Genomic DNA, 26029 nt, shown 5'->3' with positions numbered 1-26029 from the left:
TCACCACAGCTCCGGCGGAACTTGACGGATTCTTGGAAACCGAAGCCGGGCAAGTCGACTTTTGTCGTCATACACAATCTGGTAGAATCTGACCAAAATTTCGGTCATTGTGCCGACGTACTCGACAATTTACCACGGCTCCGGTGGAACTTGACGGATTCTTGGAAACCGAAGCCAGGTAAATTGACAATATCTGCTTAAATAATTTCGTTTTTCATTCGCCTGTGTGCTACTAGATAATAACTTTTTATATTGGTTTACACAGGACGGTGACGTAGGGTCTATTTACTAAGCAAATCTCAGTACCGATTAAATCATCTGTTATAACAAATATAAAAGAAAAAATAATAAATACAAATTTTTAAACAAAATAATGAACTATATTTTGCGCAAATTGTCATTCAATTCGTTGTATGACGGATGAAGACAAAGCATTACTGGAAACAATTGGTTTACGCTTTCGCGCGAAACGAAATGATCTTTATTATTCACTACGGGATCTATCCCATCTAACAGGCATTTCAACAGGAACACTCAATGGTATAGAAAAGGGAAAAGACTTAACGCTCACAAACTTTTTAACTTTATGCCGCAGCCTGGAAATCCAACCGACGGTATTTTTTCAGCATGATATTGTTTTTAATTCGCCCTATTCCCTACCTCCTGATGCGCAGGAAAGAATCACGCTAAGCAAAAAACTGGATGATCTCGTCTATCATTCGGATTTTTTCCACGCAGCACGACGTGTTTCGGAAGTGTTGGTCCAATTGGGTATTGACAAGAGCCAAAGCAACAAATTCTCTGTTTATCTAACCAACTATTGTGAAGAGGGAGCCCTCGTCTATCAGCAGCATGGTAACTATAAAACCTATCGTAAAAAAAAGGTAAATAAAAAGGACTAAACTTCTTTGTTGGAAAGTTCACGAAAACGGTTTGCCCTTCTAAACGTTCCCAAATCATTAAAACGAACCCCATACTTGCGCAAAATTTCTTGTGCCTTCTTGCGCCCAATATGACGTACGTAAAATGTCTCATTGACGACAAAATGATGGATGCTATGTGTCCAACCGAAAAAGAAACAAAACAATTGCATCGGAAAAGTCCACCAAACTGTCAATACTTGTGTCTGCTCAATAACATTTCCAGCTTCAACATCACCAAAATAATGCATGTTTGATGTAATAAAATGCAAACAAAACTGACGTAATAAGTTTGGCAATAGAATAACATAAATGATCCCATGCAGACTTATCAACATGTTATTAACATAGTGTGGAAAACTCAAATCTAACTCAAAAACCTCACTTAACCAACCAAATAACAGGTCTGCAAAAAAGAAATATAAAATCACATGTGCAAAAATCGTCACTGGAACAATGCTCAAAAACATAATCCGTTTTAGTTTTGAAGAAGTCTCCAACTTTAGATTTCCATTTTTCACCTCGCTGTCCATATCGTTAAACATGCGATGCAGTCGAAAGAGCCCACCCAACACAACATCGGGAGTTGTTAACAGACGTTTGATCGACCACTGCTCGCCATTCGTAACACTGCGTTCCTCAACATCATGTAATGTACCCGAAAACTTATGATGATGATGATGCAAGGTCCTGCGTATCCAAGGATTTACCGTCAATGGACGTAATATCCATACACTAAAAAGCATAAAATGATGAATTGCCTTTTGTCTTTTAAAATAAAGCCAATGAATCAGATCATGTTCTATTTCATGCAACACGCCCATAAAAAACGCATTACTGACAATCATAAGCCAAGTTGGAACAACAGCGCGAAACCAAGCTATCGATACAACGACAATTGCCAGGATCGCCAGTGCGAATAGAGCCATTCCGATACTGTTCTGACTTTTTAAGATGGGATACATTCCTTTAAGCTGCTGGTAGGAAAGATTTATTTCCCTCCTAATCTGGCTCGACTTTTCCTGATGTGTCAAATTCGATGTGATTTAATTGGTAAAAATAAGTTTTTTTTTCGCAAACACCAATTTACCAACACCTCATCAATAAGCGATTTCACCCAAAAAAAATAATGCACTTAAAGGGATTTGGTAGGGACTTTATAGGGACCTTATAGGGACCTCATTCGGATGAAGCCGTCTTAACTACCTATTAACTCCCTATTACGTAACACCTTATTTACAATTATTTAATAGATTAAACTAAACTTATCTATTCGTTGTGTGTTAGTACCCCTACACATTTAATTTAATACTATGGCAAATGTAACACAGGGTGTAAATGGTCCTCCCTCGGGCAAAGTGGGGGCAGTTGTTTTTTGTAAATGGAAAGAGATCAATTATGTCAGGTCTCTTCCGAGGGTGAATAAAAAAAGAGCACTTTCTGAAAAGGAAGTGAACAACCGAAACAAATTTGGACTTATGCAACAATTCTTAAGTCCTTACACGAGAGTCATACGGCTCGGTTTTTCCCTCTACGCCAAAAATATGACAGCATTTAATGCGGCGATGTCCTATAACCTTCACCATGTCATGCAACAAGACGATGAAGGTTTTCATATCGATTATGAAAAGATTGCCATAAGCCGAGGTTTGGACGAAGAGATTACAGGGGCAACATTTCAATTGTTGAACGAAACTATCCATATCACTTGGGAACTAAAAAACACCGAAAAACTCTTGTACGAGGATCTGACAGATTTCCGAACCTTGGTACTCCTCATTCCTGAAAATCCAATAAACGCTTCACAAGGTGTTTTACTTCAAAATTACATTATGGATTTGCGAGAATCTATTCAAATACCGAAACTAACCCAAAGTGATACATATCATCTATATCTAGGTTTTGTTGCAGCTGACGGAACTAATCGGAGCATGAATAGCAGCTATCTCGGAAATATAAACCTAGAAAGAGGATTAAGTTCCTTCCGGGAATTAAATTCATCAACAGGAGAAATAAAATAATTCAAAAACAAACACACAACACACTTAATCACAATAAGATAACAACATTTTAACACCGAATTCATGTTAATATGCTTACTTCGTATAAGCGATATGATTTACAATCGATGGTTTCAACAGCCACATCAATTTCGGCCATGAAGCCAATCGTCTTTATATCTAGTAGGCATTTGGTTACCCCCTCAGCAATCCTCAACACATATCCATGTGCAAGTCCTACTACTTTCTCTATTCAGTTCGGCAAGCTCATACCTTGCCGAACATTCTATTACCCAACGGATCCCCGATTACGATTTAACTTCCAAAAGGATCTGTCTTTTTTTCGGTCTTTACGATTTTAACCAAATGCTCCAATGCATTTTTCAGACGCTTAGCATCTTCTTCCGTTTGGATCGCCCATAAAATTTCATCCGTGCTTGGCGAAGACTTAAATCGAATTTGATAACCGGATTTTACTCTTGCAATGACAAGTACATCTGATTTGGCAATATCACTTCTAAAATGCTGGCCACTGGAAAGAAAGACTGTTAACACCTTCCCATCTACCGTTACCGTGTCAATTTTCGTATCCTTATAACGGTAAGCTACCTTATATAGCTTATTAATATAAGCCATGGTCTGTTGTTTATTCAAGCTCGCATTTTGGGCTACTGATGGCACTGTAATACCAATAGCCAAAAGAAAGCACAAGAAAAAATTCTTCATTTATCTAACATTTTTTATTTCCATATACTATAACAACACATCGCTCAGATTGCACTTACTCACCAAATATCACATAGCGCAAATCAGCAGAAGCAAAATACGTTCCTTTTATTGATGAACTAAAAATATAGATTTTATTTACTTTTTTACTTATTGCCCCACAAACTAAACTTATTTCCAGTAGCCGCATTTCGATTGCTGCTACTGAAAAATTCATCTTTAGCCATTTTTAGTTATTCTTTCGATCTCGATAAATCCCGTGCATTCTCTGCCATACGGATAAATTCAGCACGATAACCTTCCTCATCTTTGCCTTTGGAAGCTTTTGCGCGCGCGATGAGCTGATCAAAACTGGCCTTTTGCTTAAAATCAGAATCACGAAGTAATAGACCAAGTTCCGCTACCGCAGTGGCGAACTGTAAATCTTCACTCACGCGATTCAATTCCGTAACAGTAGTTCCTATCACCTTTTGTTGCAACTTGCTTTTCTCCCCTTCGGGCTCCTTATACCGAAATTTCACGGTTGCCAGTTCAGCATTTCTCCGCTCAGCTACCGGATCCGCTTGTTGTTGATATTTTAAGGGGTCTACCGTTCCGACCATCCCAGACTCCACACCGACCGGTACAATTTCATATAGGGCTGTCACCACATGACCTACCCCCATATCACCACCCATCTTTTGATCGTCATTGAAATCTTCAGCTTCCAACAAGCGGTTTTCGTACCCCACTAAACGGTATGCCTGCACATAACTGGGATTAAATTCGACCTGGATCTTGACATCTTTCGCAACGGTAAACAAGGTTCCCCCGAATTCGGTCACCATCGCTTTTCGTGCTTCAGAAATGTTGTCGATATACGCATAATTCCCATGCCCTTTGTCTGCAAGGATTTCCATCTTACTGTCCTTCAGATTCCCCATGCCATACCCCAATACTGTGAGGAAAACCCCCGATTTACTTTCTTTGGCAATCAGCTCTTCCATCGATTCGTCACTGCTTTCCCCAACATTGAAATCGCCGTCACTAGCCAAAATAATCCGGTTGTTTCCACCTTTGATAAATTGTTGCTTCGCAATTTCGTAAGCCTTCTTAATTCCTGCAGCTCCAGCCGTACTTCCACCGGCTTCCAGCTCCTCAATAGCCGATTTAATTTTCATCTTTTCATCACCGGGCGTACTCTCCAGTTTTACCCCTGCCGATCCAGCATAGGTCACAATGGCAACATGGTCTACAGCACGTAGTTGATCAACCAACATCTTCAGCGAAGCTTTCACCAAAGGCAGACGCCCCGGTCCCATCATTGATCCCGACACATCGATCAAAAACACCAGATTGGAAGCTTTAAGATTCGCCGTCGGTATATCTTTCGCCTTTAATGTTACGCGCATGAGCTGATGTGTAGTATTCCAGGGTGCCTTGGTCAATTCGGTGACGATATTTACAGGTTCGCCATTCTTAGGTCCGGCCACTTGATACTGAAAGTAATTGATCATCTCTTCAACCCGTACCGAATCTTTTTCAGGTAGTGTTCCTGAATTGATAAAACGACGTACGTTACTATAGGAAGCAGCATCAACATCGGCCGCCAACGTTGATAAAGGTTCTTTTCGTGGATTGATAAACTTGTTTTCCTTTATTTTTTGATAAGATTCTTGGTTCTGATTAGGCACATAACCCGTCCCTCGAATATACAGACCCGATACTTGCCCTGACAAAGCTGCATTAACATTCATCACCGACGCCGTCTGACGCTTCGCCCTGCGCTCAGATCCGGTCACCACAACTTCATCCAGTGTGGTGTTTTGTTGCGCCAAGGCCACATCAATCGTTGTCCGATGGTTGACCGCTATCCGTTGCTCAAGATATCCGATATAACTAAAAATCAAGGTATTTTTACCGTCAAGGACTTGAATACGATAGTTTCCCTTATCGTCGGTCCGCACCAGCGCTTTTGTAGCAACATTGCTAACCTGTACGCCCGCAAGGGCAGTCCCTGTATTCGCATCGACAACCTTACCGCTGACCTCATATCCCTGATTGGCATGTCCACCTAAGGATAGCAACAAGCCTATTACAAAAAGTATTGCTCTCATATCTTTACATTTTTGCCAAGGGATGCCACAAATATTAAATTTCCATAAACCAGAAAAAAAAAATATTTTTAGCCAATAAAATGTTCGCATTCAAGTCGTCAAAAATAGATACAGCACAAGACCACGAGCTCTTGCTGCACTACCAGGAATCCATGGAGCTCCAGGTATTGGGGGATCTATACCAGCGACATACCGAGATGGTATACTATGTTTGTTTACGGTATCTCCAAGATTCCGAATTGAGCAAAGATGCTGTCATGAATATCTTTGAAGAATTAATATATAAAGTCAACAAGCAAGAAATCAAGGACTTCCCAAGATGGCTTTATGTACTAAGCAAGAACCATTGTTTGATGTATTTAAGGTCTCAAAAGAACAAATCTCAAATTTCTTTGGATGAATTTGTGAAATTTCCAGGAGACGTGCATCAGTATGAACAATATGATGAAAAAGAAGAACAGCTAACAGCCATGGAAGGCTGTCTGGAAAAGTTGCCAGACAAACAGCAGCAGTCGGTCAGACTCTTCTTCTTAGAGGAAAAATGTTACAAAGAGATTAGCGAATCTACCGGTTATAGCTTGAACGAAGTAAAGAGCTATATACAGAATGGGAAACGGAATTTAAAAAATTGCATGGAGGCTTGGAATGAGCAACAGTAATTACGACATAGCATACTTAAAGAAATACGTCAACGGCGAATTATCTCCTACGGAGATGTACGCGCTTGAACGTGAGGCACAGCGTGACCCCATGCTGGCCGATATTCTTATGGGTATGGAAATGGATCAGAATAAAACCGTACTTACAACAATCAACAACCAAATTGCACAACGTGTTCAGAAAAATAATACCGCTAAAATAAAGGTCTTTGATTGGAAGAGACTTGCCATCGCCGCAGCGGCAGTGATCGTATTGGGGATTGGTCTCCTCCTTTACCGTCGACAGGACAAAAATTCATCCGAAGCGAGGCGTACCGCCGAAGTAAGTATTACGCAGGAAAAACCCAAAACAAAGGTTACAGCAGCAGATTCTATCATTCCTTCAGATGATATTGCATCAAAAATAGGATCTCAAGATCATTTGCCACAATTAGCCGATAATAACCGAACGCGGCTTCATGAACAGCATCCACTCGAAGAGGTGACCGTTTTATCCCGGGAACCATCCCTGCGTGTAAAATCATTGGAAGAAATGAAGGAAGGTCTCAATAATGATCGCCCTGTATTTGGATTAAGGCCTGCAGACAGTACAATTGTTATCGGTTATGCACCAATGGCAAAGAAAAAAGATGCTTCCCAAACCATTATGATTCGTGGAACATCAAGTTTAAACAATACCCTTGCAGGCAGAGCTCCGGGTATTGCTATGCCACAACAACAAGGTACCCCGCTACAACTTACAATTCGGGACAAAGAGACAGGCTTACCTATTTCGGGAGTGACAATCATTCAACCCAATAGCAAGTTTGCGACGAATACCGACGCACAGGGACAAGCGACCATCCAACCCAGCACAATGGATTCACTCGTCGACATCATGGCTCTGGGCTACAATTCTGTCGCATTGAATATGCGTCGCAGCAAAAATACGACGATCAAAATGCAACCTTCCGGCGCCTCACTTGATGAAGTCGTCGTTACAACGATGTCTTCACGCAAGTCAAAAAGTGCCGAACCTATCTGGGGCTGGAGATCGTTCAACAATTATATCAAGAAAAAAACAGCTAAAAGCCGTTATGAGGGCACTGTCCGTTTAAGCTTCTATATCGATAAAGATGGACTCCCAACAAATATCAGCGTTCTCCAAAGTGCAAATGATTACCTCGATGCCAAAGCCAAAGAGATTCTACTTTCGGGACCAAAATGGAAAGGGGAAGACTACCGCTATGTCACGTTAAGCTTCGAATTCACCTTGTAAGGATGCGATCTGAGCACATCCTATCTAATTACAACACAAGTTTATCTCGCTATCGGGACAAATAAGCAATCGCAATTGATCGATCCATTTATCTTTTCAACCAATTTAATTTATAAGGGTTTGGATTTAAAATTATTTCATACTTTAGTGTTATAATTCTTAACCATACAGTCATTTTTTATGAAAAGTTTTTTCACTGGCCTCCTCCTGCTTAGTGGTGTATACCTACAAGCGCAAGATTTTTCGTTCGGTAAAATAAAAAAGGAAGATTTTGCCATTACTGTTGACAAAATAGATACAGCAGCAAATGCCTTTGTCTTACGCGAATATGGATCAGCCGAAGTAAATTATGATAAAAACAAAGGTCCGGTTGTTCAATTTTTCAGACACGTCCGCATTAAAATATTAAATAAGGAAGCTTATAATTACGCTAATTTCAGTATCCCTTTATATAAAATCGGCAACGACCGGGAAGTCCTTATGGACATCAAGGGAGCGTCCTATCACCTCGTCGGAGATAAGGTTGTAGAAACAGAGATGACGAAAGCGAATATTTTTAACGAAAACGCCTCAGAAAACTATGCGGTAACGAAAGCGGCCATTCCGCAGGTCCAAGAAGGTACAATTATTGAATACCGCTACCGCACAGAATCGCCATTTATTTTTAACTTAAATGCCTGGGAATTTCAGGAAGATCTCCCAAAAATTTATAGCCAATACGTCACGCGTATTCCCGAAGTTTTTCATTACAAAGCCAATTTAAAGGGGGGATTAGCCGTCAGTGACCGGAAGGTAGAAAATTACAACACAGGCCTGGATTCTCAAGTTGGAGAAGTCTTAGGCAATAAAACCACCTATACCATGGAAAATATTCCGGCTTTCCATACCGAAGATTACATGACCTCTTCCAAAAATTTTAGGTCAATCATTTTCTTTGAGCTTGGTCGGTATAGCATTCCAATGGGACCGACAAAAGACTTTTCGCTCACGTGGGAAAATGTCAGAGATAAACTCGTACAGGACGAAAGTTTTGGTGGACAGGTAAAGCGAAAAACGGCATTGAAAGAGTTCATTGAACCGGTATTGCAGGATTCAAAAGATGACCTGGAGAAAGCGGTACGACTGTATACCTACTTCCAGAAACAAATAAAATGGAATAACCGCCATTCGATCTACGCAAAAAATATCAAAGAAGCCATCGAAAAAAGAACAGGCAATAGCGCCGATATTAACCTTGGACTGGTCAATGCCTTACGTTATGCGAAACTAGATGCCATCCCTGTTATTTTATCGACACGTGAGAATGGCTATGCAGGGCTCTATGCACCAGCGATATCAGAGTTCAACCATGTCATTGCCCAGGTAAAAATAGGTGAAAACTACTACCTGCTGGATGCGACCTCTCCCTATGAGATGTTTGGAAATATCCCAATGAAATGTGTCAACTTTCAGGGAAGATCAATTCCCCTGGAAGGCGAATCTGACTGGGTAAAGCTCGAGGCAAATCTTGCATCTACTTACAGTAACTTCTTCTACGGTGAACTGTCGGAAGATGGTGCATTAAAAGGAAAATGGATTACCTCACGTAACGGTTACGGTGCTTCCAAAATGCGTGAACGCCTTCAAGGAAGTAATTCTGAAGAAGAATTCTACGAAAAAATAGATGAAGAAAACAATCGCATCAAAATCAATAGTTTTAAAGTATCGAATCGGGAATCCCTTGATAAACCGCTAACGGAGGAGTTTGAAATTGAGATTAAGAATTTTGCAACCCTGCAAAATGAGCAACTTCTATTCAATCCTTATATTGACACAAAAATGTCCAAGAATCCCTTCAACCTTACGGAGCGGAATTATCCGATCGACTTTGGTTCTTTAGTCCAAGAAGAGTGCTACATTGAAATCAAACTGCCAAAAGGCTATGCATATCCAACGGAAGGAAAGTTAAAAAACATCAGTATGGCTCTTCCTGAACGTGCGGCCCGATATATTTTCAAAATCAATAATACAACACCGGATGTTCTGATCATCGAATCTGCAACACAATTAAACAAACCCTTGTTTATGCCGGAAGAGTATTTTGATTTAAAAGAGTTTTTCAGTCGGATCATCCAGGCAGAAAAATTAGATGTTGTACTCAAAAAAATATAACGATATCACTTAACACAAACTTCATTTTATATTGACGATTAGCTTAAATAAGGGTGATAACTTTGAATATCAAAAAATAGTAAAATGATTAAAGATTCAGATTTATTCGAACTAGAGAATACCTTCCTTGGTGAAGGTTTCGAATTAGATGGTGATGATATTATCACCGATGAAGACTAGGTCTTCACTTTTTTAGCAAGTATTATTCCCCTTATATAATCTCAAAGCCCAGACATTCTTTGCTGGGCTTTTTCTTTGCTCCGTTGTTCGGCAATTTGGCCAAACCTTATTATTTCTCTATCTTTATGTCATCCTGACAATCCGCCGTTGAGCTAACCCAGCTTCTATTATTACGGGAACGCAAGTAATAGGTTTAAAGCAAATAACACACATGAGAAAAATAATATTGGATCTGGCCATGACCTTAGATGGCTTTATTGAAGGCTCACAGGGAGAGGTTGACTGGTGCATTATGGATGATGACATGGATTTCGATGGCTTTTTGGCTTCGGTCGATACCATCTTTTATGGCCGGGTGAGCTATGATGCCTGGGGTAATTTCCAACCGGGTGCTACGGCCGATGAAACGGAAATAAATCTTTGGAAAAATGTCCATGCGAAGAAAAAATATGTTTTTTCCAGTCAAGCAAGACAAGATGAAAACGCTACTTTCATCCAAACTGATATCACTGAACATGTTCAGGAAATAAAAGCACAGCCCGGAAAAGATATTTGGCTATATGGGGGAGCACGTCTAATCACAACATTCATCCAAGCCAACCTTGTTGACGTCTATCGCATTTCCGTTCACCCCATTGCCCTGGGAAGTGGCAAGCCTTTATTTGAAAACTTACCTGAACGACTATCTCTAAAACTTGTTCAAAGCGTCACATTCAAATCGGGTGTTGTTCAGTTAATCTATATCCCTCAACATGAATCTTAACCGTCAGGCTGCCCCACAGATCGCTGACCAGATGATTAGGAAAGTGCTAGATCAACTCGAAAGTATATTTATGCCCCATTGCTCGCACCTATCGGAAGATCAACCAGGTAGAGCCTATTATGGTTTTAATTTTCAACTGGGCAACAAAAACTTCAAATTTAGGAAGGCTAAGATAACACCAAGAAAAGTGGGGTTATTCGTTGCTCTTTGGAAACGTGACAGCGATGGTCGACCATCCCCTTTACTGCAGATGATCATTTCGATTATTATCTTATTTCGGTTGAACAGGAACAGCATTGCGGCCTATTTGTCTTTCCAAAACAGGCGTTAGTTGAACATACAATCCTCACAGCGGGTTCTCAAATGGGCAAACGCGGATTCCGTATTTATCCAGATTGGAGCATCCCAACAAACAAACAGGCTACCAAAAGTAAACAATGGCAGCACACATACTTTGTGGATTGCTGTGGGTCTCCTCAAGAAGCCAAAAACAAATTGACCCATATACTGCAAAGCAACTAGTCGATATTTCCGACCAAATCGGCATAAGCAGCACGCAACAAAGAAATTGCCGTCACCATACTTTGTTCGTCAAGATGGGCAAACCCCAACCGCAATGCTGTAACGGTTTTATTTTGATAAAGGCAATTACTCGGCAACAAGAGTCCTAGCAACCGCACTTTTTCTTGCAAGGCTGCCAGCGAAACAACCCGATTAAACTGTATCCAAAAAGCCAGTCCCGAGGACGGGATTTCAAACCGGATCTGATCTTCAAAATGCCGTAACAGCAATTGGGCAAACAATTCTTTTCGCTCAGCAATTGTTTTCTGAAATTTACGCTGATACCGAAAGATATCACCCTGATGGATAATTTCACCCAAGGTTTTCTCGATCATAAAATTCGGTTTTCCGAAGATATTCAAATACTTTTTACCTTCATCCAACAGATCCTGTGGTGCGATCAAAAAGTTCATTTGGAAACCAGGATCAAAGAAACTACCGAAAGCACCTGTATAAATCACGCGGTTACCGCCATTTTTCCGAAAAAGTGATTCGCCTTTCTCCTTAAAAAAAGAAGACTCAAAATCCACATCATCCTCAATAATGATAAAGTTATACTGCTCGGCCAACGCTAATAATTGAATTTTCCTCCGCTCGGAAAGGTTAACCGTCGTTGGATACTGACATCTGGTATTGAGGTAAACACACCTGATTTCTCCGGGTTTAAATTGATCTCCGATTTTATCTACATTCATCCCCTCCGCATCTACTGGAATGGTTTTTAGCTTGGCCCCAGCTTGACTAAAGATCATGTTAGGTAAAAAATAACTTAAATTTTCCACCAGCACAATATCACCTGGTCGGATCAATAATCGGGATAAAATTGAAAAAATCTGCTCGCGGCTGGCAATAGGCAACAAGAAATTCCGGGAAATATGAAACCCTCTTGTTAAATTCAGATAATAGCTTAACTGGTCCCTAAAAAACAAATTCCCTTCAGTCGTCGTCGGAAAATCATCACTTTTCTTTTTCCGTTTCACCATGGATGCATAAAAACGCACCAGTTCCTCCGTTCCAATGACATTATAATCCGGTGTTCCATCCGTAAAATAGTACCTTTCGGGAACCTCTGAAATAGGCATATCTAAGATGAGTTCCTTTCTAAAAAAGTAAGGTGCAAAATCAGGCGGCTGTCTAAATGCCTTAACTGCAGACCTGGAGGTACCGATACGCTCGGGATTTTTCACAAAAGTTCCGCGATTAGGTAAAATTTTCACCCAGCCCTGTTCCTGCAATTCCGCTAAAGCAGCTACAATGGTTTTTCGGTGCACATTTAGTTCATCAGCAATCTTCCGACTTCCCGGCAACAGATCGCCATCTTCCAATAGATTACGTTTGACGGCATTGATGAATTGATAAACAATCTGCAGATAGATGGCATCTTCCTTACGGCGATCTATCTTAATAATGGAATGAAAACCTATACTAACCGGACTACTCATTATGTTTATTTCGGACTACCAAAGTTATCATTTAAACTATAATCTTTGCAATCATCAAGAAAAAATAATCGCGTTGAATACTCAATCCCAATGGTCATTAAGCAAAATAGACCTGACTTTAGCATAAAAATTAGCAATAATATGGAAACAAAACCACAATGGACGCAGGAAGAAGTTGTTGCTTTATACAACAAACCAATAATGGATCTTCTTTATGAAGCGGCATCGATACATCGGAAATATCACGACCCCAACAAAGTACAAGTGTCCACATTGATCTCAATAAAAACAGGTGGCTGTCCCGAAGACTGTGCCTATTGTCCACAGGCCGCACGTTACCATACGAATGTAAAAGCGGAAGGCCTAATGAGCCTAGAGCAGGTAAAGGAGCAGGCACTGGCGGCCAAAGCTGGCGGTAGCTCACGAATCTGTATGGGGGCCGCCTGGCGTAATGTTAAAGATGGCCCTGAGTTTGATCATGTACTGGAGATGGTCCGCACATTGAATAGACTTGACATGGAAGTCTGCTGCACACTAGGAATGCTGACCGAAAACCAAGCACAACGCCTTTCAGAAGCTGGACTATACGCCTACAACCACAACCTCGACTCCTCTGCCGACTACTATAAGGAAATTATCTCGACCAGAAGCTATGATGATCGCCTGCAAACGATCGAAAATGTACGTAAAACCAACATAACGGTATGTAGCGGTGGTATTATTGGGATGGGAGAAAGTATCGCCGACCGTGCAGCGATGTTGGTCACGCTTGCTTCGCTCATTCCACAACCCGAATCGGTACCGATCAATGCACTCGTTCCTGTACCCGGTACTCCAATGGAGGTCATGGAAGCAGTTTCGATATGGGAAATGGTACGCATGGTCGCTACAGCCCGAATTTTATTACCCACCACACAGGTTCGCCTTTCTGCAGGGCGTACCAACATGAGTACAGAGGGACAAGCTTTATGCTTTTTCGCAGGAGCCAATTCGATTTTCTCGGGCGACAAACTCCTCACCACGCCCAATCCCGCTATCAACGAAGATATGGATATGTTTAAAACACTGGGGTTAGTGGCACAGCAGCCTTTCGAGAAAAAAAATCAACCCGAAACCATCGCAACGGAGATGGCGCATTACCATGATCTTGGTGAAAGACCAAGATGGTCAAGACCAGAACATAAAATCCAGCGTAACATCGCTAAACAGCAAGACAAATAACAAACCCTATGCAGCAAACCCTAATGGAAGCAAAAGAAATCAACCAACACGACCTTATCGATGATTTTGACAGAGCGCATTTATGGCATCCGTATACAACCATGACTAATCCCTTACCTGCCTACAAGGTTAAACGGGCAGATGGCTGTATAATCGAGTTGGAAAATGGGCAGCAACTTATCGATGGTATGTCCTCTTGGTGGTGCGCCATCCATGGCTACAATCATCCCGTCCTGAACGCTGCGGTCACAGCACAGCTCAGCAGCATGTCACACATGATGTTTGGCGGACTTACACACGAACCAGCAATTGCCCTCGGTAAAATACTGCTTGATATCACCCCTGCTTCACTCAACAAAATATTTTATGCCGATTCGGGTTCTGTTGCAGTGGAAGTTGCGCTTAAAATGGCTACTCAATACTGGGTATCACAAAAAAAGACCAATAAAACAAACTTTGTCACGATTCGTTCGGGATACCATGGCGATACCTGGAACGCGATGTCGGTCTGTGATCCCATTACTGGCATGCACCGCATCTTTGACCATGCTTTACCCAAACGCTATTTTGCCCCTGCCCCAAAAATAGGATTTGATCAGGAATGGGATGCCAATGATATTCAACCCTTAGCAGACCTGATCTGCTCGCATAAGGACGAACTGGCCGCTCTCATCCTCGAACCTATCGTTCAGGGAGCCGGTGGTATGCGTTTTTATCATCCGGAGTACTTGCGTCAGGCAGCACATCTTTGCAAAGAAAATCAACTGCTATTAATCTTTGATGAAATTGCTACCGGATTTGGGCGCACGGGTAAGCTCTTTGCCTGGGAGCATGCCGGAATAGTGCCCGATATCATGTGTATCGGCAAAGCCTTGACTGGTGGCTATATGACGCTATCCGCCGTGATCACTTCAGATCATGTTGCGAATACAATCTCCAACGGTACACCAGGTACGTTTATGCACGGGCCAACTTTTATGGCCAACCCTTTGGCTTGCGCTGTAGCCCACGCTTCCATCAAACTACTATTGGCAACGGACTGGAAAGCGAAAGTAACGTTAATCGAAGAACAATTGAGACGGGAACTTAGTACTGCAACAACACTGCCCCAAGTCGAGGAGCTCAGAATTCTAGGTGCAATTGCAGTCATCGAGATGAAAAACTCCGTCGATCTATCCAGCATACAACAGCGGTTTATCGAAGAGGGAATTTGGGTAAGGCCATTCGGAAAACTGATTTATATCATGCCCCCTTTTATCATAAATGAAGGTGAGCTTCACAAGTTAACACAGGCATTGCTAGCCGTAATCAGCACAGTCCAATGATTGAAAACAGCCTAATCCAGCGCATTGAAGATGAATTATTTGCCCTTGAAAAACAAGGGAATAAACGAAAACTTCCCCTTATCACACAACAGGATAACACAGCACAGGAGCATGTTACAGAGCGTTACAACCTTTCGTCGAACGATTATCTTGGACTTGCGACAGATCAGATACTTCGTCAAGAATTCCTAAACTCGGTAACAAAAGACGATGCTGTATTCAGCGCTTCCTCTTCGCGTCTACTCACAGGAAACCATGCACGCTATACACAATTGGAAACAATGTTGTGCCAAATGTTCGGTACGGAGAGTGCATTGGTCTTTAACAGCGGCTATCATATGAATGTAGGCATACTTCCTGCAGTGTGTGATACACAGACACTAATTCTCGCCGATAAGGGTATCCACGCAAGCCTAATTGATGGCATCCGACTGTCCAATGCGGCCTGCTACAGGTACCGCCATTCCGATTACACCCACTTAACGCAATTATTGGCAAAATATGCCCATCGCTTCACACGCATCATCATCGTCACAGAAAGTATTTTTAGTATGGATGGTGATTGCACTGACCTCCACTATCTGGTCAGTCTAAAACAGCGTTACCCCAACACCTTACTCTATGTCGATGAAGCGCACGCCGTAGGGGTACGCGGAATACGGGGGCTTGGCTGCGCAGAAGAACAGCACTGCATTACCGACATTGATTTCCTGACAGGCACTTTCGGAAAAGCTTTAGCATCGGTTGGTGGCTACCTGCTATGTAAGGAACCAATCCGAAATTATTTGATCAATAAGGCACGTACACTACTTTTTACAACAGCGTTGCCTCCAATCAATCTATTATGGACTGTGTTTATTTTGGAACGCTTAAGTGACTTTACAGACCGGCGCCAACAGCTGCACAAAAATAGCCTATTGCTCAAACAGCACATAATTGCCAAAGGCTTTAATTGTCCGTCAGAGAGTCATATTCTACCGGTCATTATCGGTAATAACAAGGAAACGGTACTGAAAGCAGAAGACCTGCAGCGAAAGGGATTTTACGTGCTTCCCATACGCCCGCCCACAGTACCAGAAGGAACGTCAAGAATCCGAATTTCATTGACAGCAACAATGACATCGTCCATGATCAAACAACTCGCAGCAAGCTTATGATACTTAAAAGAATCACTCCTAAAAGGGTCACTCCCGTCGATAATTTGCCAAGGCAGCATCTTCAGGCAAAATCCAACGAAAAACTACTGTTATTCTTTGCAGGCTGGGGCATGGATGAACATCCTTTTTTGCACTATTCCCCAGTCGGCAAAGATCTTATTGTTGCCCATAGTTATACGGATTTACTGTTGGACAAAAGTCTACTGGCAGGCTACCAGGAAATTGAGATTTTCGCATGGTCTATGGGGGTATGGGCGGCATCAATGGTACTGCCCGAACTTCAAAACAGCAATTACCCCATCACCACATGTACTGCAATCAATGGAACACCATTTCCAATAGATGACGAAAAAGGAATTCCTAGCCAGTTATTTAAAGGAACATTGGATACACTGAGCAATAAAACGTTGGAAAAATTCAGATTACGCATGTGTGGTTCCAAGACCCTTTTTAACTACTTTCTTGAAAGAGCCCCCCAACGCGACATCGAAGACCTCCGTTCAGAGCTCATCGCGATTGAAAAAACAGCTGGTGCAAAATCAGCAGCAGCATTCCAATGGCATCAGATATATATAGGCAAAGAAGATCGAATCTTCAACTTAGAGAATCAAAAACGCGCCTGGCCCGGTACTGCATATACGATAATCGATGCTACTCATTATCCCGAACAATTATTTAAGCACCTTTTAAGATGATCATCATGATGGACAAACAAAGGATTAGATCCCGTTTCGCTAAAGCGGCATCTAACTATCAGTCGGCAGCGATCGCCCAATATGAAATAGCAAAAAAAATGATCAGGTTGATGCAGGAGAACATACAGATAAGACCACAAAAAGTATTGGAAATTGGCTGCGGAACAGGGCTTTTTTCGCGGTTAATCTTACAGCATATCAAACCAAAGAAAATGGTTTTAAATGATATCTGTCCAGAAATGATGCCCGAAGTAATGGATATTTTGACATCGTCGCACACGTTCATCTGTGCTGATGCAGAAACTTATGCTTTTCCCAAAGACATCAATCTAATCGCGTCCTGTTCTACGATTCAGTGGTTCAACAATCCTCGCGCTTTCTTTGAAAGCTGTTATGGATCCCTTCCGGATTCCGGTATCCTTGCCTTCAGCACTTTTGGACATGACAATATGCACGAGGTCAATGCAACGGCACATGTTGGACTAACATATCGATCCAAATCGGAACTTATCGCAGAACTTTTAGCGTTGAATTATAAGATCCTCATTGCACAAGAAGAACATTTGAAACTGCACTTTGAAAGCCCACTACAAGTTCTTGTTCACCTGAAACAAACGGGGGTAACGGGAATAAAAAATCACCGGTGGACAAAAGGCAAACTTCGGGCTTTCTGTGATAAATATACATCTCACTATGGGACAGAAGAGGGCGTATCCCTAACCTACCATCCCATCTATATTATTGCAAAAAAATAACAGCTGAGCACTCGAATTACAAACAATCGAACAACCTACAAAAGAAATACAGCGATGAATGAAAATATCTATTTTGTTTCCGGCATAGATACCGGGATCGGAAAAAGTTATGCGACTGGCCTCCTCGCGAAAAAATGGAATACAAGCGGTATACGCACCACTACCCAAAAGCTTGTACAAACTGGAAATACAACTATTTCCGAAGACATCGTCCTCCATCGCCAACTCATGGAAATCCCATTAACGGCAGAAGATCATCAGAAAATCACGATGCCAGAGATTTTCACCTACCCCGCCTCCCCCCATCTAGCAGCACGCCTGGATAATCGTGAAATTGACTTTAAAAAGATCAGACAAGCTAGCTTAACATTAAGCCAACGCTACGACGCTGTTCTTATTGAGGGTGCAGGTGGGTTGATGGTTCCACTAAGAGAAGATTATCTGATTATCGATTACATCCAAGAAATGCAGTATCCGCTTATTTTTGTCACCTCTGGAAAATTAGGGAGTATCAATCATACCTTACTTAGTCTGGAAGCGATCACCAAGCGCAGGATCAATCTACATACCGTTGTTTACAATACATTCCCTGTTCATAAAGACCGCACGATAAGTACTGATACCGAGTTGTATCTTCGTCGTTATATAGAAACAAACTATCCGGAGACCTTATTTGTTTGCTTGTAAATAAGGTCAAGCGGATACTATTGATAGATATATAGTAACAGCAGGGAACCCATTCAATAAGAATTGACCGCCATCCCTGCTGAAACAGTACAGATTATGCTAATAATGGATCAGTTGTACACTCAACACCTGTTTCCAATCGCCCTGCGAGCTGAATGACGAAGCTGCTGTCTCCCTTGATTCGTACAGCAATATCATACCAATTTCCTTGACTTTCAACATCCAGGATCAATGGAACTTCTTCGGCGGGAGCTATTTCTTTCGTTATGGCATATTTTCCATAGCTAAGGCTCTCGACAACTACCGTTACCCGCTGGTCACTCTTGTTCCTGAGTCTCAGCTGCAATTTCCCTGTCGCTGCCTGAGTTAGCGCTTTCAGTTCCGGAGAAACGGTAGCCTCTAGTGCTGCTGTTCCTTTTTGTCCAGAAAATTTTCGATAAAAACCATTTGGACCGTGCAATTCAAACGCATAGCGATCTCCTTCAAATCGTGCCAGGTCCCACTGATATGCCAAACGATCACCGGCCTTCACCGCAAAATTCCAATTACGGTAAGTTTCACTTTGCCCCTGTTCATCACGATATTCCAACGGACTATAAACGTTGAAGGCTGTACCTGCGGTCCTTTTTCCGAAAAACTTGCTGTCTACAGTCATCGTTAGATGAAACACTCCGTCTTTCACAAAGCCCACCGCATCATGCGCATAAGGCAATGGCAAAGATTTACGAATCCCCCGCTCCTGTATTCGGTCAAATCCCGGAATCCATCCGTTTTTAGTCGCGAGATCAGGATCTTTGACCTCAACAAAGCCTCGCGGATCATCTTTGAACTGCGCATTGTATATCGTTTCGATATACTGATTCCTATCAAGAAAAGGGAGTTGTTCCTTTTGCTGAGTAAAAGGTGTAAAAGCGGTTGTCAAATCACCACAGATTGTTCTACGCCATGCACTGATGTTTTCCAAATGCATATTCTTGTTCAGCTTTTTGTTAAAGAAAGATTCCAAAAATTGCAAAGTAGACGTATGATCAAATACCTGAGAGCAGACCTTACCACCTCGTGACCAAGGCGACGCAATATACATGGGAACACGAAAACCTAGGCCCACAGCCCCTTCGCGTGCTTGCTTTTTAGGAATCCCCTGTTTTAGCTCATTTTCTAAACGAACCATCTCCACCTCCGTATCGATCCCAGGAGAACATGCCCCTGTATCTTTCTTCTTTAAATCAGGTACAAGGAAAGGTTTAACATGATCATAGTAACCATCGTTTTCATCATAGGTAATGATAAAAATAGTTTTTTTCCAAACCTCAGGGTTCTTTGTTAAGATATCTAAAACTTCAGATACATACCAAGCTCCATACCAGGGCGCACTCGGGTGGTCCGAGAAATTCTGTGGGCCGGCCAACCAGGATACCGCAGGCAATTTACCAGTATCAACGTCTTTGCGAAATTGATAAAGAATATCGCCTTTTGGGACTTCCAGCGCAGCTTTTTTCCCCTGTGCCTTAAAATGTAACGTATCAAGCGACCTGTAATTGTTGTCCCCTTTGTTTACCGTAAACGCCCGATCATTTAATGATTTCGTAAAATCACTTAGCTTTTTATAATTGTTTGGATTGAATTCCTTTAGTTCGGTCTCCGCTCGCTCAAGTGCCTCACTTTTTTTGCGAATATCAGCGCGTATCTTTTCGGCTTGTTCTTCGGAAGAAGGAGACTTCTCTTCCAACTTGGAAATCTGCATGGGCAAATCCCGAACCTGTGTTTCCAGGCTTCTGATATAGTTCTCCTTAAATTTAACTTGATAAGCCTGAAAAAACTCCAGTAGATTACACCCAAAATTGGATAACCATGCTCTTTCCTGTCCAGAAAAACCTCCGCCACAGCTGGTCTCATTTTGATAGAAACGCCAGTTAATGCCGTTCTTTTCAAGCAATTCCGGAAAAGTTTCCCAGGTCATTTTACCATAGCCAAAGTCATCATTCCGAATATTCGCTTTTTGCAGACCATCTTTCATCTCTGTAATCTTACCCGTCCAGAAAAAGGAACGGTTAGGCGTAGTGCTGGTCATGCCCGAGCAAAAATTCTGATCACATACTGTAAAAGCATCCGCTAAGGCATAATGAAAGGGCAAATCTTCACGTGTAAAATACCCCAATGTTAAGGGCATAGCCGCATATTGTTTATTCCCTGATTGCTTCGATAACAGCCAATGATCATAACGACCTTGGTTAAAGGCATCCACCTGGCTTGCACGACTATGTGGAAGAGAACCCATCCAGGTCACTTTACTTTCCTTCAGGTTTAATCGGAAAGGAGCATACGTTTTTCCCTCTTTATCCGTTTGATACCATACGGGTAAACCGTTCGGTAAACGTATCGAACGTGGATCATTGAAACCCCGAACTCCCGAAAGACTACCTAGCGTATGATCAAAGGATCGGTTCTCCTGCATCAGGATGACGATATGTTCGGCATCTAAAAAACTACTTCCTGGGTCAGGGTCTATGGCAAAGGCTTTCTGGATCGATGCGGGCATGAAGCTGGCAATACCTGCTGCTCCTGAAAATAGTAGGGTCTTTCGTAAGAATTCTCTTCTGGTTTCCATAACACTTATTTATAATTTCGATTTGAATCTACTTAGATTTCTTTTTGTTTCACATTTCTTCGTGTAAATCTTATGTTACCAAATTAAGAACGAAGAAAACATCGCCTTGATTGGATGACAAAAATTTGTTTATTTTTACGAAAAGACAACAGATATAAATATGGTGGACATTTTGCTGCTCGAAGACGACAAGGTACTCTCTAAAGAGATCCGATCTTTTCTATTAAGCCAGGGCTTTACCTGTGATCAAGCCTTTGATGGAATCGATTTTTTGGCCAAAACACACCAGAAAAAATATGGTTTTTATCTATTGGACATCAATGTCCCCAAAATCAATGGATTGGAAATCTGTAAAAAGATAAGAAGCCATGACGCCTTTACACCAATTATTATTCTCTCGGCATACGATGATATAGATGATAAAAAGGAGGCATTTCTACGGGCTGCTGATGACTATTTGGTTAAACCTTTCGTCTTAGATGAATTGCTGATGCGCATCTATTCCCTATTGCGTCGGCAACAGCATAGCGAAAGCAATGAAACAAAAACACTGGTAGTCGATGATCTGATCATTTATCCTGATGAGGCCCGTGTATTACGTGCAAATGAAGAAATTAATCTTACTCAAAAGGAATTTCAGCTGCTGCTTATCTTAGCACAGGCAAAGGGCCGCACCCTGTCCAAGCAACATATTTCGGAGGAAGTATGGCAAAATCAATTTCAGACAACACAGAATACAATTGAAGTTTATATCAACTTTTTGCGTAAGAAGATTGATAAAAACTTTGAGAATAAACTGATCCATACAAGACCTGGCTTTGGTTATTACCTATCGGCAGAAAAATGAATTTAAAGAAGAAAATAGCGATTAGCTTTAGCATTGCATTCTCCGTCCTTTTCGGTATGGCGATGTTGATTATCTACTATGCTAGTTTCGATTTTCGGAAAGATCAATTTCGCCAGCGACTGATTGATAAATTGGACAATATTTCCCATTATATCGCCAGTAACCCCTATTTCAACCGCCAGTCTTACAAAAACTATTTTCACGATGACGAAGATGGCCTTTTCTATGAAGATGTTATCATCCTTGACAAAAACAAACAGCTCGTCTTCAGTACCGTAAAGGATCAGACCATTACCTGGAATGCCTCAATTGTCAATCGGCTAAATCAGGAAAAACAGATCTTCTACTATCAGGACCAATATGAAACACTGGCCAAATATTATCGCATCAACGGTTTACCCTATTATATTATCGTAAAAGCACAGGATTACTCCGGAAATGAAAAAATGGACCATCTAGCGCTCGTCCTAACGATATTATTTGTCCTGAGCGCTGTTCTGGTCTGGATATTTAGTTATAAACTCATCCAGCGCCTATTGATCCCACTCGATAAATTAAAAGATAATATCACGCAGATTAATGCCAGTAAACTTACCAAACCTGTCGAGTATACCGGTCATACCGATGAGATTGCTGTACTAACCCGAGCATTTAATACCATGCTGCTGCGACTTTCGGCTGCTTTCGAATCGCAGAAAGAATTTAATTCCAGCGCCTCCCACGAGCTGCGAACACCGCTTGCCCGAATGTCCTTTCAGCTGGAGAACCTTTATCATCAAAATCAGCTGAGTGAAGACGTAAAGCAGGTTTTACGTAACATATCCAAGGAAACCTTACATCTTTCGGAGGTAACCGATTCGCTGATGTTACTTTCAAAGTTCGACTCCGAGCGTTTGAAAATGACCTATAAGGAAGAGCGGATCGATGAAATTATCTTTATGGCCTATGAAAAAGTAGCCAAGGTATTCCCCGACCTGCAACTGGATTTTTCAATTGGTGGGATCGAAGATCCAAAACTTAGTATTTTCTGTTCCGCACAATTGATTGAAATTGCTTTTGTGAATTTATTTAAAAATGCTGCGCTCTACTCCGATACCAGGGAGGTAAAAGTGATGATTCTAGAATCAACCTTCGAACTCAAGGTACTTGTCAGTAATACTGGCCCGGCCTTAAGCACAATCGACCAAAAGCGGATTTTCGATGCGTTCAGCCGCGGTGAAAACGCAAGTGAAACAACAGGATCAGGCTTAGGGCTACGTATCGTTCAGCGTATCATGCAATCGCATCAAGCAACGATAGCATATCAGGCAGATCTAAAACAATCTACGCATACTTTTGTATTATTATTTAAATTGTTTCCTAACCGCGAAGTATAGTTACCTGATTTAGACAGACTATGTCAAGTCTCTTAGCAACAAGAACATCTATTTACTATACCCATTAATACCTATCCACCCATCTGACAAACATGCTTTTTTAAGCTTTTTTTAAGCATTTATTAAGGGGTCTTTAATCTTAGACCAGTTATTTTGTTACATAAGATTTGAAACATATGACAAAGACACCCCTTATATTTTTATTGCTTTTCAATAGCATGACTTTTGCTCAACAAAAACCACCACAAGCTGTTTATACGAGCATTCATGAAAGTACATTTGGGACTAAGCAAAGTGAGATCTTGGGACAACAGATGACCCTGCAGGAATGCGAAGAAACCTTTATCAAAAGTAACCTCTCCTTGCTCGCGCAACAATATGACATCAGCCAAGCAGAGGCTGACGTTATACAGGCCAAAATATGGGATCTGCCACAGTTGGAACTGTCTGCCAATGCCTACGACCCACAGAACAAAAAAACATTTCATATTGGTCAATCCAAGGAAGCAAGCGTATCCCAATTGATTTATCTCGGTGGAAAAAAGAAGAATGAAGTTGAATTTGCCAAATCAAATGTTGAACTTGCTAAGCTACAATTTAGCCAATTGCTGGCAAGCCTTCGCGCCCAGCTGCGTACAACTTTCTACTCCCTTTACTTTGAGCAACATAAGTTGGCCGATATTAAAATTCAGCTGGATTACCTCAATAATCTGCTCGCCGCTTATAAAGAGCAAGGGAAAAAAGGAAACGTTTCTTTAAAAGATCAGGTTCGCCTTCAAACAATGGCCATTGATCTCAACAACGAAAAAACGACAGCAATTAATAATAGTATCAATCTACAGCAGCAATTACGTGTGCTTATTTCCAGTCAGGAAGATGTATTACCAAAGTTAACAGATCAAGAAGCAGATCAGGAACTTGCCGTAAAGCCAACAATGCCTTTGGAAAACATCTACCAATTGGCCTTGGAAAACAATGCTGATTATCAATTTGCCTTGAAGACCTCGGAAAGCGCACAGTTATTTACCAGATGGCAACAGTCTTTAAACACACCGGATATCAACCTTGGCCTTTCCTACAGCCAAAATGGAGGTGTATTCCGCAATGAGCTCAATGTCACAGCCGCCATTCCGATCCCGTTGTGGAAACAAAATAAAGGAAATGTGATCAAAGCGAAATACGCCGAAGAAGAGGCAAAGAAAAATATTGAAGTCCAACGGCAGCTGCTGGAATCACAGATCCGTTCCAACTATCAGTCCTGGGAAAATCAATATACCCAATATTTTACTATCACACCAGACGACCTGCATAACATCGCTGTGGTCTATGATGGCATATTCAATAATTTTAAAAAAGGGAATATTTCTCTAGTGGAGTTCACGGATTTTATGGACAGCTATCGCATATCCATTCTTAAGCTATACGATATGAAAAAGGAAATCATTCTCAACGCCGAACAATTAAACTACCTGGCTCAAACTTCTATATTTAATTCAACTCATGTCAACTAAAAAACTTCTTATAGCCGCTGTGGCAGTAGTACTACTTTACTCTTGCCAAAATCATAAAGAAACAGATAATGCAGCCATTGTCAAAGGTTTCGAAATTAGTGAGACGATGCTTAAATCGACAAGTTTTGCTACGGTAAAAAAAGAAAATGTGACCGAAGAACTCAACTTCTTTGGAAAGATATCGGCCGATCAAAACAATTACATTGATATTTTCCCGCTCGTTGGGGGGAATGTGGTCTCCGTTAATGTTTCTCTGGGTGATTATGTCCATAAAGGTCAGGTATTGGCAACAATCAGAAGTACGGAAGTTGCCGGTATACAAAAGGATCTTTCGGATGCCAAAACCGATGTATTACTCGCCGAGAAAAACTACCGTGTAGCTGAAGATATGTATAACGGAAAATTGAGCACAGATAAAGACATGCTGGAGGCAAAAGGACAATTAACCAAAGCCAAAGAGCAGCTACGCCGTTCAGAGGCTGTCAGTCAGATTTACAATGTCCGTACAGGCAATATTTATTCGGTCGTATCTCCAATCGATGGTTACATCGTCCAAAAGAACATCAATAAGGACATGCAGTTGCGTAGTGACCGCAGCGACAACATCTTTGATGTGGCCAATACAAAAGATGTATGGGCAATTCTTAATGTCAACGAAACGGATATCGACAAGATCAGTATGGGCATGCCCGCTATGGTGTCTACCCTGAGCTACCCGGACAAAAAATTCCAGGGCAGTATCGATAAAATCTTTAAGATCATCGATCCGCAGACGAATTCAATGCAGGCACGGGTGGTACTAGACAATAAGGATGGTTTACTTATTCCGGATAGTAAAGCGACCATTAAAGTATTGCATCGCTCCAATACGGAAGCGCTTGCAGTTCCTTCTGATGCGGTCATTTTCGATCAAAACAAATATTTCGTATTGATCTATAAATCCCAAAATGATATTAAGATTCGCGAAATACTGCCGATCAAACAAAACGAAGGAACAACTTACATGGCTACGGGGCTACAGGAAGGTGAAAAAGTTGTTGTCAACAATAAACTTTTGATCTATAGAGCATTGAATAATTAATCGGTCTTAG

General features: G+C 41.5%; 22 protein-coding genes and 1 pseudogene. 17 read left to right on the top strand and 6 right to left on the bottom strand.

From position 1 onward, the window contains the following. Positions 1 to 413 precede the first annotated feature (413 nt). A complete protein-coding gene (locus B2O97_RS03795; protein ID WP_070565806.1) occupies positions 414 to 902 on the top strand; it encodes a helix-turn-helix domain-containing protein in 489 nt (162 codons plus the stop codon). On the opposite strand, the gene B2O97_RS03790 is transcribed toward B2O97_RS03795, so the two are convergent. Then, positions 899 to 1954, bottom strand: coding sequence for a fatty acid desaturase (locus B2O97_RS03790; RefSeq protein ID WP_083295925.1), 1056 nt, complete (start codon positions 1952 to 1954; stop codon positions 899 to 901). The genes B2O97_RS03795 and B2O97_RS03790 overlap by 4 nt on opposite strands. A 279-nt stretch (positions 1955 to 2233) precedes the next feature. Between B2O97_RS03790 and B2O97_RS03785 the strand changes: the two genes are divergently transcribed. Beyond that, on the top strand, positions 2234 to 2941 hold the full coding sequence (locus B2O97_RS03785; RefSeq protein WP_070565802.1) for a DUF6266 family protein: 708 nt from the start codon (positions 2234 to 2236) through the stop codon (positions 2939 to 2941). A gap of 294 nt (positions 2942 to 3235) precedes the next feature. Here B2O97_RS03785 and B2O97_RS03780 read toward each other — a convergent pair whose 3' ends face one another. Genes B2O97_RS03780 through B2O97_RS03770 form a run of 3 tightly spaced genes read right to left on the bottom strand, consistent with a single transcriptional unit; the run spans position 3236 to position 5742 of the window. Continuing rightward, entirely contained in the window at positions 3236 to 3646 is a 411-nt protein-coding gene (locus tag B2O97_RS03780; protein ID WP_070565800.1) for a hypothetical protein, read from the bottom strand. A gap of 55 nt (positions 3647 to 3701) precedes the next feature. Then, positions 3702 to 3863, bottom strand: a complete 162-nt coding sequence (locus tag B2O97_RS03775; protein ID WP_159333293.1) for a hypothetical protein — start codon at positions 3861 to 3863, stop codon at positions 3702 to 3704. Between the two features lie 16 nt (positions 3864 to 3879). Then, positions 3880 to 5742: a vWA domain-containing protein gene (locus B2O97_RS03770; protein WP_286766965.1), complete on the bottom strand. Its 1863-nt coding sequence runs from the start codon at positions 5740 to 5742 to the stop codon at positions 3880 to 3882. An 80-nt stretch (positions 5743 to 5822) separates the two neighbouring features. On the opposite strand from B2O97_RS03770, the gene B2O97_RS03765 reads away from it, so the two are divergent. From B2O97_RS03765 to B2O97_RS25225, 5 genes and pseudogenes are all read left to right on the top strand, one after another. Continuing rightward, positions 5823 to 6401, top strand: coding sequence for an RNA polymerase sigma factor (locus tag B2O97_RS03765; protein WP_070565798.1), 579 nt, complete (start codon positions 5823 to 5825; stop codon positions 6399 to 6401). Beyond that, the gene (locus tag B2O97_RS03760) at positions 6388 to 7659 is read left to right on the top strand and encodes a TonB family protein (RefSeq protein WP_201638585.1); all 1272 of its coding nucleotides are present in this window, start codon (positions 6388 to 6390) and stop codon (positions 7657 to 7659) included. The genes B2O97_RS03765 and B2O97_RS03760 overlap by 14 nt, the downstream gene beginning before the upstream one ends. Positions 7660 to 7839: 180 nt before the next feature. Continuing rightward, positions 7840 to 9810 carry a hypothetical protein gene (locus tag B2O97_RS03755; RefSeq protein WP_286766964.1) on the top strand — a complete coding sequence of 657 codons (1971 nt, stop codon included), beginning with the start codon at positions 7840 to 7842 and terminating at the stop codon, positions 9808 to 9810. Positions 9811 to 10201: 391 nt separating this feature from the next. Then, entirely contained in the window at positions 10202 to 10753 is a 552-nt protein-coding gene (locus B2O97_RS03750; protein ID WP_112375548.1) for a dihydrofolate reductase family protein, read from the top strand. Next, positions 10743 to 11275, top strand: a pseudogene (locus B2O97_RS25225) (MepB family protein). Before B2O97_RS03750 ends, B2O97_RS25225 begins: the two are co-directional and overlap by 11 nt. Here the strand turns inward: B2O97_RS25225 and B2O97_RS03740 are convergent. Next, positions 11272 to 12756, bottom strand: a complete 1485-nt coding sequence (locus B2O97_RS03740) for a PLP-dependent aminotransferase family protein (protein ID WP_286766962.1) — start codon at positions 12754 to 12756, stop codon at positions 11272 to 11274. The pseudogene B2O97_RS25225 and the gene B2O97_RS03740 sit on opposite strands and share 4 nt — an antisense overlap. A 141-nt stretch (positions 12757 to 12897) precedes the next feature. On the opposite strand from B2O97_RS03740, the gene bioB reads away from it, so the two are divergent. The 6 genes from bioB to bioD are packed head-to-tail and all read left to right on the top strand — an operon-like array spanning position 12898 to position 18596. After that, positions 12898 to 13977: a biotin synthase BioB gene (bioB, locus tag B2O97_RS03735; RefSeq protein ID WP_286766961.1), complete on the top strand. Its 1080-nt coding sequence runs from the start codon at positions 12898 to 12900 to the stop codon at positions 13975 to 13977. Positions 13978 to 13985: 8 nt separating this feature from the next. Then, complete coding sequence (bioA, locus tag B2O97_RS03730; protein ID WP_286766960.1) at positions 13986 to 15302, top strand: adenosylmethionine--8-amino-7-oxononanoate transaminase; 1317 nt, start codon at positions 13986 to 13988, stop codon at positions 15300 to 15302. Continuing rightward, the gene (locus B2O97_RS03725) at positions 15299 to 16459 is read left to right on the top strand and encodes an 8-amino-7-oxononanoate synthase (RefSeq protein ID WP_286766959.1); all 1161 of its coding nucleotides are present in this window, start codon (positions 15299 to 15301) and stop codon (positions 16457 to 16459) included. Before bioA ends, B2O97_RS03725 begins: the two co-directional genes overlap by 4 nt. Continuing rightward, the gene (locus tag B2O97_RS03720) at positions 16456 to 17154 is read left to right on the top strand and encodes a DUF452 family protein (RefSeq protein WP_286766958.1); all 699 of its coding nucleotides are present in this window, start codon (positions 16456 to 16458) and stop codon (positions 17152 to 17154) included. Before B2O97_RS03725 ends, B2O97_RS03720 begins: the two co-directional genes overlap by 4 nt. Before the next feature lie 5 nt (positions 17155 to 17159). Beyond that, complete coding sequence (bioC, locus tag B2O97_RS03715) at positions 17160 to 17909, top strand: malonyl-ACP O-methyltransferase BioC (RefSeq protein ID WP_286766957.1); 750 nt, start codon at positions 17160 to 17162, stop codon at positions 17907 to 17909. A 54-nt stretch (positions 17910 to 17963) separates the two neighbouring features. Continuing rightward, entirely contained in the window at positions 17964 to 18596 is a 633-nt protein-coding gene (gene bioD, locus B2O97_RS03710; protein WP_286766956.1) for a dethiobiotin synthase, read from the top strand. Between the two features lie 94 nt (positions 18597 to 18690). On the opposite strand, the gene B2O97_RS03705 is transcribed toward bioD, so the two are convergent. Beyond that, positions 18691 to 21204 (bottom strand): phosphocholine-specific phospholipase C, encoded by a 2514-nt coding sequence (locus tag B2O97_RS03705; RefSeq protein WP_286766955.1) that lies wholly within the window; start codon positions 21202 to 21204, stop codon positions 18691 to 18693. Between the two features lie 160 nt (positions 21205 to 21364). Between B2O97_RS03705 and B2O97_RS03700 the strand changes: the two genes are divergently transcribed. From B2O97_RS03700 to B2O97_RS03685, 4 genes are all read left to right on the top strand, one after another. Next, positions 21365 to 22051, top strand: a complete 687-nt coding sequence (locus tag B2O97_RS03700; protein WP_201667286.1) for a response regulator transcription factor — start codon at positions 21365 to 21367, stop codon at positions 22049 to 22051. Then, entirely contained in the window at positions 22048 to 23427 is a 1380-nt protein-coding gene (locus B2O97_RS03695; RefSeq protein WP_286766954.1) for a HAMP domain-containing sensor histidine kinase, read from the top strand. The genes B2O97_RS03700 and B2O97_RS03695 overlap by 4 nt, the downstream gene beginning before the upstream one ends. Before the next feature lie 176 nt (positions 23428 to 23603). Next, entirely contained in the window at positions 23604 to 24938 is a 1335-nt protein-coding gene (locus B2O97_RS03690; RefSeq protein ID WP_286766953.1) for a TolC family protein, read from the top strand. Next, a complete protein-coding gene (locus B2O97_RS03685; RefSeq protein ID WP_286766952.1) occupies positions 24928 to 26019 on the top strand; it encodes an efflux RND transporter periplasmic adaptor subunit in 1092 nt (363 codons plus the stop codon). The genes B2O97_RS03690 and B2O97_RS03685 overlap by 11 nt, the downstream gene beginning before the upstream one ends. Positions 26020 to 26029 lie beyond the last annotated feature (10 nt).

This window comes from Sphingobacterium sp. UBA865 (assembly GCF_002295765.1).
Taxonomy (GTDB): domain Bacteria; phylum Bacteroidota; class Bacteroidia; order Sphingobacteriales; family Sphingobacteriaceae; genus Sphingobacterium; species Sphingobacterium multivorum.
Note: the sequence above shows the minus strand (reverse complement) of the source record. Positions and strands in the feature narration are given on the sequence as shown.

Coding starts and splice junctions, on each gene's coding strand:
- B2O97_RS03795 (WP_070565806.1), top strand. CDS start 414: ATGACGGATGAAGACAAAGCATTACTGGAAACAATTGGTTTACGCTTT.
- B2O97_RS03785 (WP_070565802.1), top strand. CDS start 2,234: ATGGCAAATGTAACACAGGGTGTAAATGGTCCTCCCTCGGGCAAAGTG.
- B2O97_RS03780 (WP_070565800.1), bottom strand. CDS start 3,646: ATGAAGAATTTTTTCTTGTGCTTTCTTTTGGCTATTGGTATTACAGTG.
- B2O97_RS03775 (WP_159333293.1), bottom strand. CDS start 3,863: ATGAATTTTTCAGTAGCAGCAATCGAAATGCGGCTACTGGAAATAAGT.
- B2O97_RS03770 (WP_286766965.1), bottom strand. CDS start 5,742: ATGAGAGCAATACTTTTTGTAATAGGCTTGTTGCTATCCTTAGGTGGA.
- B2O97_RS03765 (WP_070565798.1), top strand. CDS start 5,823: ATGTTCGCATTCAAGTCGTCAAAAATAGATACAGCACAAGACCACGAG.
- B2O97_RS03760 (WP_201638585.1), top strand. CDS start 6,388: ATGAGCAACAGTAATTACGACATAGCATACTTAAAGAAATACGTCAAC.
- B2O97_RS03755 (WP_286766964.1), top strand. CDS start 7,840: ATGAAAAGTTTTTTCACTGGCCTCCTCCTGCTTAGTGGTGTATACCTA.
- B2O97_RS03750 (WP_112375548.1), top strand. CDS start 10,202: ATGAGAAAAATAATATTGGATCTGGCCATGACCTTAGATGGCTTTATT.
- B2O97_RS03740 (WP_286766962.1), bottom strand. CDS start 12,756: ATGAGTAGTCCGGTTAGTATAGGTTTTCATTCCATTATTAAGATAGAT.
- bioB (WP_286766961.1), top strand. CDS start 12,898: ATGGAAACAAAACCACAATGGACGCAGGAAGAAGTTGTTGCTTTATAC.
- bioA (WP_286766960.1), top strand. CDS start 13,986: ATGCAGCAAACCCTAATGGAAGCAAAAGAAATCAACCAACACGACCTT.
- B2O97_RS03725 (WP_286766959.1), top strand. CDS start 15,299: ATGATTGAAAACAGCCTAATCCAGCGCATTGAAGATGAATTATTTGCC.
- B2O97_RS03720 (WP_286766958.1), top strand. CDS start 16,456: ATGATACTTAAAAGAATCACTCCTAAAAGGGTCACTCCCGTCGATAAT.
- bioC (WP_286766957.1), top strand. CDS start 17,160: ATGATGGACAAACAAAGGATTAGATCCCGTTTCGCTAAAGCGGCATCT.
- bioD (WP_286766956.1), top strand. CDS start 17,964: ATGAATGAAAATATCTATTTTGTTTCCGGCATAGATACCGGGATCGGA.
- B2O97_RS03705 (WP_286766955.1), bottom strand. CDS start 21,204: ATGGAAACCAGAAGAGAATTCTTACGAAAGACCCTACTATTTTCAGGA.
- B2O97_RS03700 (WP_201667286.1), top strand. CDS start 21,365: ATGGTGGACATTTTGCTGCTCGAAGACGACAAGGTACTCTCTAAAGAG.
- B2O97_RS03695 (WP_286766954.1), top strand. CDS start 22,048: ATGAATTTAAAGAAGAAAATAGCGATTAGCTTTAGCATTGCATTCTCC.
- B2O97_RS03690 (WP_286766953.1), top strand. CDS start 23,604: ATGACAAAGACACCCCTTATATTTTTATTGCTTTTCAATAGCATGACT.
- B2O97_RS03685 (WP_286766952.1), top strand. CDS start 24,928: ATGTCAACTAAAAAACTTCTTATAGCCGCTGTGGCAGTAGTACTACTT.